Raw genomic sequence first — 13,545 nt, forward strand, 5'->3', positions numbered from 1 at the left:
AAATATTAAAAAATATTTGGAGTAATAAGATTAACTGTTAATTTAGCACCCGCCAAAAAAAATGGCCCTTCCGTGGAAACGGACTGGCCTCTAACGATTGCTTGCCATATGAAAAAGTTCAAAAATTCCTTTGTTATAATTTAGTTTTCAGGCCTCTTCGGTTGCTTCTCTAACGGTTGCTTGCCTTTTTATTACTAAACCGGTGTAAAATTAGCCCCCCGGTTTATTGTGTGAAAACAAAGATTCAGGCTATTTGCTTATCGCAAAACAAGTATAAATCCGCTGAAACCCTTGCTGGTAAAGCATTTCAGGATAGTTTACATTATGATGCCCAACCTGTTTTTAATAGTATTTTTACTGCGGGTACAATAATTGCCGGAAAGAAAGATATAAGAAATAGATATAAGAAGAATAAAAAACCAAAACTATCAGTTACCTTAGCAGCCATCAAAAAAAACGGCCCTTCCGTAGAAACGGACTGGCCTCTAACGATTGCTTGCCATATGAAAAAGTTTGAATAATTTTTTTTGATTTAGTTTCAGGCCTCTTTCATTGCTTCTCTACCGCTTGTTTGCCTTTGAAATACTAAATCGGTATGAAATTAATTCGCCGGTTATTTCGGGTAAAACAAAATTTAGTGTAATTTGATTACGGCAAAAGCGTTAAAAAAAACTTGAAACCTTTGATGGACAAGGGTTTTATAAGAATTTTCATTATGATGTCCAACCGATTTACAGATGCACTTTTTCAGCTGGTTAAAAGCCTCGAGAAGGCTGAAAAGCGGCATTTTAAGTTATATATAAAACGAAGTTCCTCTAATGAGAACCTTAAAATAATACAGCTATTTGATGCGCTTGATAAAATGGATGATTACGACGAGAAGCTTTTAATGAAGCGTTTAAAGCCTGTTACCAAGCCGCAGCTCGCCAATTTAAAAGCGCATTTATACAAACAATTGCTGGCAAGCTTAAGGCTTCTTAAAACCACCGTAAATATTGATCTGCAGTTAAGCGAATTGCTTGACAATGCCAGGGTGCTGTATTATAAAGGCCTGAAGATTCAAAGTTTTAAAATGCTCGAAAAAGCAAAAGAACTGGCAAAAACAAACCATAAGTATAATTTCCTGGCCCAGGTAATATCGCTTGAAAAGAAAATTGAAACGCTTCATATAACAAGAAGCACACTTGAAAAAACAGAATTACTTGCGCACGAAGCTTTGGATATTGGGGAGCACATCAATAATGTAATTAAGCTGTCAAACCTTGCCTTGCTTTTATACCGCTGGTACGTGCAAAACGGTTATGCAAGAAATATTGAAGATGAAAAAGGCGTGCGCTCTTTCTTTAAACAAATGCTTCCCCCTAACATTGACAGCATTACAGATTTTTATGAACGGCTCTACCTCTATCAAAGCTATTGCTGGTACGCCTTCATACGGCAGGACTTTTTAATGTACTATCGTTATAGCAAAAAATGGGTTGACCTGTTTTATGAAGAGCCTGAAATGATTACTGTTGAAACAGGCCATTATATTAAAGGCATGCATACACTGCTGAATGCCTTGTTTAATCTCCGTCATTATGAAATGTTCCAGCAAATGCTCAGGCGTTTTGAAAAGTTTGCCGCCACGCCATCCTCCAGCACCCACGATAATTTTCGTGTGCATACCTTTATTTATATAAGCGCTGCAGAAATAAACTGGCATTTAATATCCGGAACTTTTTCCAAAGGGCTTGAACTGGTGTCAGGCATAGAAGCCGGCCTGGAAGAATATGCTGCGTATGTTGACCTGCACCGCATTCTTGTTTTTAATTACAAATTTGCGGTATTGTATTTCGGCAGCGGCAATTATGATACCTGTATAGATTACCTGCAGCGTGTTATTAACGATCACGGTAACCTGCGCATTGATCTGCAATGTTATGCCCGGCTGCTGCATTTAATGGCGCATTATGAATTGGGCAATGATACCATCATTGAATCGCTCACAAGATCTGTGTACCGGTTTATGGCCAAGATGAAAAATTTATCTGTGGTGGAAGAAGAAATATTCCGGTTTATACGAAATTCCCTCAAGGTTTCAACCAGGCAAATGAAGCCGCAACTGGAAATATTTTTATCAAGAATTAAGCACCTTGAGAAAAACCGTTTTGAAACAAGGGCCTTCTCGTACCTGGATGTAATATCATGGATTGAAAGTAAAGTGTACCGGAAACCCATGAGCGAAATTATTCATGCAAAATACCTGCAAAGTAAACACCATCGCCAGGCAAAACCTTTTATGGCCGCACAAATGGATTAAATTTTTTCTCATGGCCGATTGTTGTGGGCTCCCCATGGCCAGGGTAAACAATGGTCTTATCCGGCAAAACATACAGTTTTTCTCTTATGCTTTTGTAAAGCGTTTCCTCGCCGCCGCCCGGCAGGTCAAACCGGCCTATGCTTTCCCGGAATAAAACATCGCCGCCAATAATAAAGTTTTGCGCCTGGCAACAAAAGCAAATACTGGCAGGCGAATGGCCGGGCGTGAGCAAAACTTTGAGCTTATCATTTCCAAAAGCAATCTCATCATCTTCCTTTAAAAAATGCAATGGCCCTTTATAATTTGTAAACCCAAGCCCGTACAAGTTGCCTGATGCCGGGGCTGTTTGCAGCACCATCACCTCGCCTTCATGAAGATGCAGTTCAAGCCCGTATGTTTTATATACCCAGTCATTGCCAAAAACATGATCCAAATGACAATGTGTATTCAGCAACAGCAACGGTTTTAATTTTCTGGTTATTATATAATGCTGAAGTATTCTTTCTTCCTCTGTAAAATAACAGCCGGGATCAATAATAAGTGCTTCCTGTTTTTCGTTGCTCAAAACGTAGGTATTTTCAGCAAGGGGATTAAATGTAAAATGCTCTACTTTTATCATGTTGTTTGCAAATGCTTTACAAGTTATTATGCTAATTTTAAGATTTCAAAGATAGATATGCAAAATAAAGGGTTAAGAAACGGTTTCGCATTAAGTGTATCGCTGCTGCTTTTGCCAATTTTTCTTTCAGCACAGGTTAATACGGTTGAATTTGGAAAGAACAGGATTCAATACAAAAAATTTTCGTGGAAGTTTTATCAAAGCCCCAATTTTAATATTTACTATAATGAAGGCGGCCTGGAACTTGCCAAATTTGTAGTGCAGCTTGCCGAAGAAGAACTGGATTCTATAGAGAACGAAGTGGATTACTCTTTGCAGCGCCGGGCAACCATTGTGATTTATAACAATTACGACGACTACAAAACCAGTAATATTGGCCTTGGTATTGACTGGCAGAATGCCGGCGGCTTAACAACGCTTGTGAACAATAAAATCCCCCTGTATTTTGACGGCAACCATAATACATTCCGCCTTAAAGTAAGGCAGGCCATTGCCAGGATACTGACCGATAATATTTTGTTTGGCGCCTCTGTGGGCGAGTTTGCCAGTAATCAGGCCTTGCTCGATCTGCCCAAATGGTTAACCGATGGCTATGTGGATTATGTAGCCGAACACTGGAGCATAGAAAGGGATGATGAATTAAAGAATGTGATATTAAGCGGCGATTACAACAATTTTTACCAGTTTGCCTTTGACAAGCCGCTGCTGGCAGGCCATGCATTCTGGTACTATATAGCCCGGAAGTATAAACCGCAGAATGTTACTTACTTCTTATACCTCGCAAGGCTGTATAAAAGCTTAAACGCTGCATCAACACGCATTGCTAAAAAGAAGTTCAAATATGTACTGGCAGACTTTATGGAAGAAGAGCAGCAGCGCTATGTGGAAGACATTAAGCAACGCCGCAATGCCCCGCGCGGCAAACTTGCTGTAGTGGAGGATCTGTACAAAAGCGATTTCTATCATTTTGCCGCCAATCCCAACCCAAAAAATAATTCATACGCCGTAGTGCAGTTTACAAAAGGCAAGTACAGAGTTAAATACTTCAATAATTTTTATGAAGAAAAAACATTGCTGGATTATGGTGTGCGCACCATAGTGGGCGACATGAACCCAAATATGCCCATACTGGCCTGGGATGGAAAAGGCTCACGCCTGCTGTGCATTTACACCAAAGAAGGCAAAACCTACATGTTTGTATATGATGTGATTGCCAACATTAAACGTTTTCAGCAAGAAATTGAAGGTTTTAACCAGGTGCTGGATGCGGGCTTTATTTTCGATGCCAATACACTTTTATTAAGCGCCGTTAATAATGGCCACAGCGATATTTATACCTACAGGATTGATAACGGTAAAATAAAGCAGATAACAAACGATGTGTATGACGATCTCGATCCCACATTCGTTGCCTTCCCGGGAAGGCTGGGTATTATTTTCGCTTCCAACAGGCCGGGCATAAATGCGCCCAATACAGATACCGTGTTGCCAAGCCGCAATCATTTCAACATCTTCCTTGCTGATATTAATAACAACAGCGAGTTCAGGCAAATAACCCAGCTCACCAATATGAAATATGGCGACGCCCGTTATCCTATGCAATACAATCAGAATCATTTTACGTTTGTAAGCGATGAAAACGGTATCAACAACCGGTGGGCAGGTTTCTTTACCACGCAAACGGGCGGTTTGGATACCCTGTATTATATTGGCGATGATGTGTTGCGCAATCCCGACGCGAAAGAAATGGATTCAGCACTGCATGCATGGCAAAAAGCCGGGCCGGACAGCATTAGCTATTTTAAAGTGTACCAGGACAGCACTTACACCTTTCCTATAACCAATTATCAAAGCAGCCTGCAGGAAACAAAGGTAGCCGGCAACAACGACCAGGTAAGCGAAGTGAGGCAGGAAGGCGAATACAAATTTTTATACAAGCTGCGCGTTGATTCTATTGCGCTGCGCAAACGCAATATAAATGCAAGGCCCACGGATTATATACGCAGGATGATAACCGCCGAAAAACTGGCAGGCGCTGCAAACGTGCAGGTGGAGGAAGCGCCACAGCCCGAAAATAAAAACCAGTTTCAGAATGAATTTGAAGATGAGAAAAAAGATTCTTCTGCTACTGGTAAAGCGGATGCTGCTTCAGGTGAGCCCGTTGTTCCCCGTATTAATTACCTGGAAAAGTCAAAGCTGTTTGATTACCGCAAAAAATTTGAAGCAGATTACGTACTGGCCGGTGTTACCAATAATATATTGATAAACCGTTACCAGCCTTATGGCGGTTATGATCAGACAGGCCCGATCTATTTAAACAACAGCGATGCGGTAAGTTTCACTTTCCGCGTAGGCGTAAGCGATATTATGGAAGATGTAAAGCTCATCGGCGGCATCAGGCTGGGCACTTCCTTAACCGATAAAGATGTATTTGTTTCTTACCAGAATTACAGGAGGCGGATAGACTGGGGCTTAACTTATTATCGCAGCAATGTTACCAACTACAATGGTTTTTTTAAAGGCACTGATTCAAGCGGCCTTGACAGGAATTATATAGACAACATGGTTATTACCAATATTTACCAGGCTAATGTTTCTTATCCTTTTGATGAAACAAAACGATTAGCCATGACGGTTGGGCTTAGAAAAGATATTGGTATTTTACGCCCGCTATACCTTGGCAGCTACAGCTATCCCGATGCTTTGAAAGAAAAAGATTCTGTTTCAAATACAGTGCAGGCAAGGCTGGAATATGTATATGACAATACGATAAACCCAACAGAGAATATATGGAACGGCTTGCGCTGGAAGATATATACCGAATTCTTTTTGCCCGCCAATAAGAGCTCGGAGACCATGAAGACCGTAATGAATATTGGGTTTGATGCACGCAACTACGTAAAGATTTACAGGAATTTTATATGGGCCGTAAGAGGCGCCGGCGATTTTTCACTGGGCCAGTCGAAGCTCATTTATTATCTCGGCGGAGCAGACGGATGGGTTTTCCCGAAATTCAATGAAAAAAATACAGCTGACCCCACAGTGAATTATGCTTTCCAAACTTTGGCGCTGAACCTGCGCGGCTTTGAACAGAATGTTGCCAACGGAAGCAACAACCTTGTGCTGAACAGCGAACTGAGATTGCCCGTGTTTTCCACATTTTTTAACAGCCCTATCAACAATGCTTTCTTAAGAAATTTCCAGTTAGTGCAGTTCATTGACCTGGGCACGGCCTGGAGCGGCGGCCTCAGCAATATAAAACGCCCCACAATGATTTACGAGGGCGAGTCTATGGAATTTCAGGGAACCAGCCCTTTAACAGTACGGGTTAAAGCCGGCGGTATAGGCCCGTTTGCAGGCGGGTACGGGTTTGGAGCCAGAAGCACATTGCTGGGCTATTTCTTAAGGGCAGATGTGGCCTGGGAAATGCGGGGCATATTCAGGGGAAGCCCGATGTTTTATTTCTCTCTGGGATTTGATTTTTAGTATTTAAAATAGTACTAAAACTGCCGCGGCGGCAAAGCCTGCGGCAGTTTTTTTATGGTGAAATAAACAATGCTGAGAAACGAGGCGAACAAAAAAGTAAACAGCCAAACATTCAGGCTCTGAACGGGATGATGTATATGGTGTGTGGAAGCCTTTAAAAGCCCTGCCGGGTCTGTTATAACATCCCAACTGTTAAACCGGAGAAAGCGCCCGATATAAATGCCATAACCACAGGCTGCAAGAATGGAAAGCATTATACAATCCACATATTTTCTGCTGCACACTTTTCTTATAAATTTTTCAACACTGAATAGCGAAAGCATGCACAATAAAATACCGTTCCAGGCGCCGGAAACCACCAGCACCAGGTCAAACCACACAGGCACTGGCGGCCTTTGTTCATAATGAAAAATATCTGTTACCAGGTATGGAGCGTTAGGCAGAAACAAAAGCCATAGAACAAAGTATAAAATGCTTTTATAATTAAGCGTTGTTTGCCTTTTTAATAAACTGCTGAAAAAAAGCGGTACTGTTGCCAGGAATAAATTCCAGGGATAGAAGAAATAAGCCAGCTCACCTGTATAAAACACGCGAACGAAAAGCAATGATAAAGTAAAGCCCAGTGAAATAAGAATGAGCCTCTTTGTATCGCTTAATTTTTTTAGTTTCATAAAATGTTTTAATGAATGCCCGGCTATGTATTATAGCATTGGCAATATTTTCGGTATAAAAATGATCAGCCCTGTAATTACACTTATGATGGATGCAAACAGCACGGCGCCGGCTGCAACATCTTTTATGATTTTAATGGAAGGATGATAATCTTCATGAACATGATTGCACAAATGCTCAAGCGCCGTATTTACCATTTCCAGCGCAATTACTGATGCAATGCAAAATAAAACCAGCACCCATTCAATAGCAGAAATGTGCAGGGCGCAAGCAGCAAGTATGGTAAATAATGCAACCACCGCCTGAATTTTACCATTGCGCTCTGTTTTAAAAAAATAACATATACCATTCAGCGCTGTGGTGAAAGTTTTATTTAATGCCTGCCTGTAAACAATGGCCCGGGAATTCTGTGTCATGAATCTTTCTTTTATTGCTTAGTCTTCTACTTTATTATATTGAAAAATTTTCAGCACTATCCAAAGAACTCCTAAATAGGCTATAATGCCCAGTGTAAGCATATAATGTGAACCAGCTTCTCTTAACACGGGCAAGGAAAGCATAGAGCGGAGCGCTATTTTAACCGGTAGCATGTTCATGTATCTTTTTGTTATGAATATCAAAAATAGCCAATAATTTAAAAGCACTTTGTTTTTCAAAGTATATTAACAAAAGCTTTGAATCCGGCGCGAAAATTTTACAGCGCTGTATTTGCCGGTGTGGTATTACCATACCAGTTAATTTTCCGGCTTGTGTACATGGCCAGCGCCAGTATGCAGAACAAGCCGATGCTTCCTGCAAGCAGGGCGGTATCTTCCAGCCTTATCAGCACGAATATGAACCCGTAGATAGAGCCAATGGAAGCCGCAAAAACACCAGCCGTTTTCCAGCTTTTAAAATGTCCTTTTGCATATAATGTTATTAATAAAACAGTTGAAACGGATGCAATGAAATAGGCAAAATCAAACTGCAGGAATTCGCTTATTGATAACAGCAATGTATAAAAAACAACAAGCGCCAGGCCCACCAATACATACTGCACCGGATGGAAAGGTTTCTGCTGCATTATTTCAACAATAAAAAAAAGGGAGAACGTTAAGCCGATAAATAAAAGGGCATACTTAACGCAGCGCATTGTTTTTGCATATTGGCCGGCAGGCTGCAAAAGGCTTACGCCGAATGCGTAATCATTCTTCCTAAAATTGAAGTTTTTTAAAACTGTATTGAAGGGAAGATTGGCTTTATTAAAGTTCCAGCTTGCTTCAAACCCCTTATTGTCAAGTATTCGTTCTGCCGGTAAAACGTTGCCGTCGAATGAAGGGCTGTCCCAGTTTGATGTGATGTTAAACCGGCTATTGCCGGCCAGCGGCGCAAAATGCAATTGATCGCTGCCCTTAATTTTTAAAGGAAGCTCAAAGCTTACATCCCTGCCCAAATTTTCTGCCGTTAAATGTATGGAAGCTGATAAGCCTGTGGTATCTATTTCATTTGTGGGCAAACCGGCAGAAAGGTCGCAGGGAATATTATCAATGGTCGCGGTAATTTTTTGCTGAACACCTTTAAAATCGGAAATGCCAAAGCATAGTTTTGAGTTTGCCCAGTCAATGGCAGATGCATCAATGCCTTCAGGAACCGTTATGCTGAAATTGCCTTTTACCTGCAAGGCGCTGTTGTACAAAAGCACGCTGTAAATGGAGCGCTTTCTCTGTTCTGCTGTAACAGTGCCGTTCACATCCAGGTTTTCAGGAAGAATTAAAAAAGATTTTTCTTCTGCAATGGCTTTGCCGTTTGATTGCATTGTTGCGCTGTAAGGCATATACAGGTAAGCGAAAGTAATATTTTGTTGCCCTGCCCACTTGCTGCTTACTTCTTTTTTTACTTCCTCCTGCCGCGCCTGTCTTTCTTCAACAAGGTTGTAAACAAATACAGTTGGTATGAGCATTATCAAAATAAGGCCTGCAGTAACAAGCGCTTTTATCCAGGTTTTATTAGCCACCGGATTGCCGGTGGTATGTGCAACAGCCTGCACAGGATTTTCTTGCATAGTATATATGTTTTTGTTTGATGAGAAATATTGTTTGATGTGTTTCTGGTTAATAAGGAAAGCAATGAGAATAGCGGCGAAAACACAGGCGGAACATAAACCTGTCATTTTGGAAAAAGACAGAAAAGAACCATATTCCCTAAAGGGATTGGCAATAATAAAGCTGCAGGAAATGCCATACGCCACTGCGATTGCAATGAATAAGGCAATTAAAAATGTTACCTTGTTTGCATAGCGGCAGGTGATTTTATTTATAACCGGTAAAAATATCAGCAAAACAAGAAAGGCCGGGATGCTTCCGCCGGCTGATACAACCAGCACTATCGGGCTGAAAGAAATACTTCTGAAAAGTGAATACATACATATACCGACAGATAAGGCTGATGCTGAATGCAGCCATAATGTAAGCGCAACGGAAGAAGCTGATATTTTATTATACATTTTCAAAAGCACTTTGAACTGCAAAGTATATTGATAAAAAAATTTATTCTATGTTTTTAATCATTTGTTCCAATGCATACAAATGGCTGCGAAAAGCTTTTTTCCCAGATTTTGTTGCCGAATACAGCGTATTTGTTTTGCGGCCGATAAAGCCTTTCTGCACTTTAATATAGCCGCTTTCTTCCAATGCTTTTATGTGGCTGGCCAGGTTGCCATCGGTAACGTTTATCAGTTGCTTCAGATCGTTAAAGTTGATGGAAGCATTTACCATAAGCGCGCTCATTATGCCTAACCGTATGCGGCTGTCAAACGTTTTATTTAAGTTTTCTATCGGATTCTTCATGCTTTGCTTCTTCAGTTTCGCTCATATTTCCACCACATAAAACTGCCATAAATAATGTGAAGCAGCCCAAAACCTGCTGCCCAGAAATATAAACCATATCCCATGAAACACAAATTTATAAGCCCTAATAAAATTTCACTATAGGCAAGGTACCTTGTTTCGGGAAGCGTGTATTTACTGGCATTTAATACGCCAAGCCCGTAAAATATTAAACACCCGGGTGCAACAAAACCGAATACGCCGTTATTAATTAAAGCCAATAAAAAAAAGCCGCCCGTTATAACAGGCACTGTTACGTTAATAATAAGCCGCTTTGCCGTAACGCCCCATACAGGCGTATTTGTTTTTTTGCTGCGCTGATAGGTAAAGAGGAAAGCTGATGCCAGCGCCGCTATAAAGGTTAGCATTGCCACCTGGAATAAGCGGCTGTGCAAAAAATCTCCATAAAGAATTGAATCTGCGCCGGCAAGCGATATCTTTAAATTATGTACGGCCAGTTTATTTCTTTCTATGATGCCTGCTGAAACAGTTGCGCCAATTAAAGCGCATGCACCGGCTGAAATGCCGCTCAGGCCGCTTAAACTTATAAAACGGCTGCTGCGTTCCATCATTTGTTTTATATCCCGCAGGTCGCTGGAAAGCTTTTCAGATTCATTCATAAAAGCACTTTGAAATACAAAGTAAATGCGAATTGGTTATTCTTCAAAAAAAAGGCATAATTTTTTGGGCGCGGGGAAATAATGCTGCATTAACTAAAATTGTTATGCTTTAAGTGAGTGGCCGGCTGTGAGCGCAGGTTTCATTTTAGCATGTTTGTCAGCTTTGGCCACTTTTGCCCTCCGCCTTAATTCGGTGCGTATTAAAATTACTTCCCGGCTGGTTTGGCCGTTAATGCTGCTGTTCTCCTGGGCGCGGCGCATTAAATACGGTATTACATCGCGTATGGGCCCAAACGGCAAATACTTGCTTACGGAATAACCGGCATTGGCCAGGTTGAAAGTTATATTGTCGCTCATGCCGTACAACTGCGAAAAATGTATATGCTTATGATTATGCGGAATGCCTTTTTCATCAAGCAGTTCAGCAGCGCGCAGGTTGCTGTATTCGTTATGCGTGGCAACGATGGTAGCAATGTCGTTTATATTGTCAATGCAATATTCAACGGCTGTATTGTAATCGCCGTCGGTAAAAGATTTATCCTGCTGCACAGGCGAAGGGTAACCGTATTGCTGCGCTCTTGCCCTTTCTTTTTCCATGTAGGCACCGCGCACAATTTTTACACCCAGTATAAACCCTCTCTGCTTTGCAATGCTGTGGTACATTTTCAGGAAGCTAAGCCTGTCGTGCCGGTAAAGCTGGATGGTATTATATACAATACATTTTTCGCGGTTGAATATCTCCATCATTTCCACAGAGAGGCGGTCAATAGGATCTTGTATCCAGCTTTCTTCGGCATCAATCAGAACACCAATATTCTTTTCTGCAGCCACCTCGCAAATATCATACATGCGCTCCCGCACCCTTTCCCATTCTGCATCTTCTTCTTCATGGTCATGAACGCCGCTGCGCAAACGCGGCGCAGAGTTCATTGTTTCCAGTAACCCAAACCTGGCAATGCCGGTTATTTTTACGCTTATATAAGGAATATTCGGCTGCGTGGCTGCATAATTGATCACATGGATAAACTGATCCCTTGCCTGATCAAAATTTTCTTCGCCTTCCTTTGCTTCCACGCCATAATCAAGAATTACCTGTACGCCGTATTCGCCCAACCGTTGTGCAACATCGGCTGTTTGTTCCAGCGTTTCACCGCCAACAAACTGTTTAAATATGGTTTTGCGTATAATGCCATGCAGGGGCAGGCCGGTTTTCATTAGAAAAGGCGTAACCCTTACGCCAACGGCAGAAAACCAGGGATAATTCATAGTTCCGTAAAGAAAGCGGCTGGCCTGTAATTCTTTATTGGATTTGTAAGCAAATGCTGTTTCTGTATTGTTGAAAGAAAGATGCATAATGAAGAACCGGTTCTATATTGCGAATATCGGCAAGTCTGAACTAAGTAAAAAATATTAAGCCTGCCTGCGTATAAATACAAGCGTTAAAATTATAACACGATATATTACGTTTTAAGCCGGGCCGGTCATAATTTCACGCTGTAAAAACTATAATTATGAGAAGATCATGCCCGCTTATTGGTATGTTACTGTTTGCATTGGCTGTTCATGCACAGGAGCATAATTTCAACACAACCTATATAAAGCCGGCAGACACGCTGGTGGAAAAAAAGATAGAGGCATGGCAGGACCTGAAGTTTGGCCTCTTCATGCACTGGGGCACATACAGCCAGTGGGGCGTGGTGGAAAGCTGGAGCATTTGCCCCGAAGACGAAGGCTGGACGCAAAGGCGCGGGCCCTATTCTGCAAGCTATTATGATTATGTAAAAGCATATCAGAACCTGCAAACAACATTCAACCCGGTTAATTTCAATCCTGATAAATGGGCGGCTGCAGCCAAAGAGGCAGGCATGAAGTATGTTATATTCACCACCAAACATCATGATGGGTTTTGTATGTTTGATACAAAGCAAACCGATTATAAGATCACTTCGCCCAAAACGCCATTTTCCTCAAACCCGAAAGCCAATGTAACAAAAGAAATATTTGAAGCTTTTCGTAAAGACGGCTTTATGACAGGCGCTTATTTTTCAAAGCCTGACTGGCATTCGCCGGATTATTGGTGGCCTTACTTTCCGCCAAAAGACAGGAATGTGAATTATGATCCTGCACAATATCCTGACAGATGGAATGCATTTAAAGACTACACGTATAACCAGATACAGGAACTGATGACCGGTTATGGAAAAGTGGATGTGCTTTGGCTGGATGGCGGCTGGGTAAGGCCTTTGTCAACTGTTGACAAAACAGTTGAATGGCAGCGGGGTATTCAGTACAACCAGGATATTGATATGGCGCATATTGCTAAAATGGCGCGCAGTTATCAGCCCGGACTGATGGTGGTTGACAGAACGGTGAGCGGCGAATTTGAAAATTATCTTACGCCTGAACAAACTGTTCCGAAAGAGCCATTGCCTTATCCCTGGGAAAGCTGTATCACCATGGGCAATTCATGGAGCTATGTGCCGAATGATCATTATAAATCAGCCAATACCATCATACATTTATTGCTGCGCATTGTGTCAAGGGGCGGCAATTTATTATTAAACATAGGGCCTTCCCCATTGGGCGATTACAGCGATACGGCATACAGCCGCTTAAAAAAAATAGGCGCCTGGATGAAAGTGCATGGCGAGGCGGTGTATGCTACAAAACCATTAGCGCCGTATGAAGACGGCCCTGTTTTATACCTGCAATCAAAAGATAAAAAAACGGTTTATGTATATGTGCTGAGTGATGATAAAGCCGATGAGGTTGTGCTGCCTGCAAATATTAGCCTGCAAGGCATCGCATTGAATAAAAAGAGCCGGATCGTATTGCTTGATGAGCCAAAGGAAAAGATTAAATTCAAAACGGAAGGCGGTGCAACCACGTTAAGCATTCCTTCTTCCCTTCAGGATAAAACAGTTGGCAAATATGCGGTAGCGTTTAAAATAACGCTGTAAAGCCCGCCCGGCCCGCGACAGC

Annotated in this window: 12 protein-coding genes; 4 read left to right on the forward strand and 8 right to left on the reverse strand. The window is 41.7% G+C overall.

Annotated features, from left to right (window positions below):
* Positions 1–230: 230 nt before the first annotated feature.
* Together QM629_RS10720 and QM629_RS10725 are read left to right on the forward strand one after the other, a co-directional pair.
* Positions 231–521 carry a hypothetical protein gene (locus QM629_RS10720; RefSeq protein ID WP_415159863.1) on the forward strand — a complete coding sequence of 97 codons (291 nt, stop codon included), beginning with the start codon at positions 231–233 and terminating at the stop codon, positions 519–521.
* A 194-nt stretch (positions 522–715) separates the two neighbouring features.
* On the forward strand, positions 716–2,302 hold the full coding sequence (locus QM629_RS10725) for a hypothetical protein (protein WP_415159864.1): 1,587 nt from the start codon (positions 716–718) through the stop codon (positions 2,300–2,302).
* Here the strand turns inward: QM629_RS10725 and QM629_RS10730 are convergent.
* Positions 2,280–2,921: an MBL fold metallo-hydrolase gene (locus tag QM629_RS10730; RefSeq protein ID WP_415159865.1), complete on the reverse strand. Its 642-nt coding sequence runs from the start codon at positions 2,919–2,921 to the stop codon at positions 2,280–2,282. The two genes, QM629_RS10725 and QM629_RS10730, sit on opposite strands and share 23 nt — an antisense overlap.
* A 57-nt stretch (positions 2,922–2,978) precedes the next feature.
* Between QM629_RS10730 and QM629_RS10735 the strand changes: the two genes are divergently transcribed.
* Entirely contained in the window at positions 2,979–6,407 is a 3,429-nt protein-coding gene (locus QM629_RS10735) for a hypothetical protein (protein WP_415159866.1), read from the forward strand.
* A 14-nt stretch (positions 6,408–6,421) separates the two neighbouring features.
* On the opposite strand, the gene QM629_RS10740 is transcribed toward QM629_RS10735, so the two are convergent.
* The 7 genes from QM629_RS10740 to QM629_RS10770 all read right to left on the reverse strand — a co-directional run bounded on the left by QM629_RS10740 (position 6,422) and on the right by QM629_RS10770 (position 11,916).
* The gene (locus QM629_RS10740) at positions 6,422–7,078 is read right to left on the reverse strand and encodes a DUF1361 domain-containing protein (RefSeq protein ID WP_415159867.1); all 657 of its coding nucleotides are present in this window, start codon (positions 7,076–7,078) and stop codon (positions 6,422–6,424) included.
* Between the two features lie 30 nt (positions 7,079–7,108).
* Complete coding sequence (locus tag QM629_RS10745; RefSeq protein WP_415159868.1) at positions 7,109–7,495, reverse strand: diacylglycerol kinase family protein; 387 nt, start codon at positions 7,493–7,495, stop codon at positions 7,109–7,111.
* 18 nt (positions 7,496–7,513) lie between these two features.
* Positions 7,514–7,675 (reverse strand): hypothetical protein, encoded by a 162-nt coding sequence (locus tag QM629_RS10750; protein ID WP_415159869.1) that lies wholly within the window; start codon positions 7,673–7,675, stop codon positions 7,514–7,516.
* Positions 7,676–7,773: 98 nt separating this feature from the next.
* Positions 7,774–9,561: a cell envelope integrity protein CreD gene (gene creD, locus QM629_RS10755; protein ID WP_415159870.1), complete on the reverse strand. Its 1,788-nt coding sequence runs from the start codon at positions 9,559–9,561 to the stop codon at positions 7,774–7,776.
* Positions 9,562–9,604: 43 nt separating this feature from the next.
* Entirely contained in the window at positions 9,605–9,904 is a 300-nt protein-coding gene (locus QM629_RS10760; RefSeq protein WP_415159871.1) for a winged helix-turn-helix domain-containing protein, read from the reverse strand.
* An 11-nt stretch (positions 9,905–9,915) separates the two neighbouring features.
* Positions 9,916–10,563 carry a hypothetical protein gene (locus QM629_RS10765; protein ID WP_415159872.1) on the reverse strand — a complete coding sequence of 216 codons (648 nt, stop codon included), beginning with the start codon at positions 10,561–10,563 and terminating at the stop codon, positions 9,916–9,918.
* A 102-nt stretch (positions 10,564–10,665) separates the two neighbouring features.
* Entirely contained in the window at positions 10,666–11,916 is a 1,251-nt protein-coding gene (locus QM629_RS10770; protein WP_415159873.1) for a proline dehydrogenase family protein, read from the reverse strand.
* 158 nt (positions 11,917–12,074) lie between these two features.
* On the opposite strand from QM629_RS10770, the gene QM629_RS10775 reads away from it, so the two are divergent.
* Positions 12,075–13,523: an alpha-L-fucosidase gene (locus QM629_RS10775; protein WP_415159874.1), complete on the forward strand. Its 1,449-nt coding sequence runs from the start codon at positions 12,075–12,077 to the stop codon at positions 13,521–13,523.
* Positions 13,524–13,545 lie beyond the last annotated feature (22 nt).

It is taken from the genome of Parafilimonas sp. (assembly GCF_047606085.1).
GTDB lineage: Bacteria > Bacteroidota > Bacteroidia > Chitinophagales > Chitinophagaceae > Parafilimonas.

What these genes read in the sequence shown, in the direction of transcription:
- QM629_RS10725 (WP_415159864.1), top strand. Translation starts at nt 716, where the DNA reads ATGATGTCCAACCGATTTACAGATGCACTTTTTCAGCTGGTTAAAAGC.
- QM629_RS10730 (WP_415159865.1), bottom strand. Translation starts at nt 2,921, where the DNA reads ATGATAAAAGTAGAGCATTTTACATTTAATCCCCTTGCTGAAAATACC.
- QM629_RS10735 (WP_415159866.1), top strand. Translation starts at nt 2,979, where the DNA reads ATGCAAAATAAAGGGTTAAGAAACGGTTTCGCATTAAGTGTATCGCTG.
- QM629_RS10740 (WP_415159867.1), bottom strand. Translation starts at nt 7,078, where the DNA reads ATGAAACTAAAAAAATTAAGCGATACAAAGAGGCTCATTCTTATTTCA.
- QM629_RS10745 (WP_415159868.1), bottom strand. Translation starts at nt 7,495, where the DNA reads ATGACACAGAATTCCCGGGCCATTGTTTACAGGCAGGCATTAAATAAA.
- QM629_RS10750 (WP_415159869.1), bottom strand. Translation starts at nt 7,675, where the DNA reads ATGAACATGCTACCGGTTAAAATAGCGCTCCGCTCTATGCTTTCCTTG.
- creD (WP_415159870.1), bottom strand. Translation starts at nt 9,561, where the DNA reads ATGTATAATAAAATATCAGCTTCTTCCGTTGCGCTTACATTATGGCTG.
- QM629_RS10760 (WP_415159871.1), bottom strand. Translation starts at nt 9,904, where the DNA reads ATGAAGAATCCGATAGAAAACTTAAATAAAACGTTTGACAGCCGCATA.
- QM629_RS10765 (WP_415159872.1), bottom strand. Translation starts at nt 10,563, where the DNA reads ATGAATGAATCTGAAAAGCTTTCCAGCGACCTGCGGGATATAAAACAA.
- QM629_RS10770 (WP_415159873.1), bottom strand. Translation starts at nt 11,916, where the DNA reads ATGCATCTTTCTTTCAACAATACAGAAACAGCATTTGCTTACAAATCC.
- QM629_RS10775 (WP_415159874.1), top strand. Translation starts at nt 12,075, where the DNA reads ATGAGAAGATCATGCCCGCTTATTGGTATGTTACTGTTTGCATTGGCT.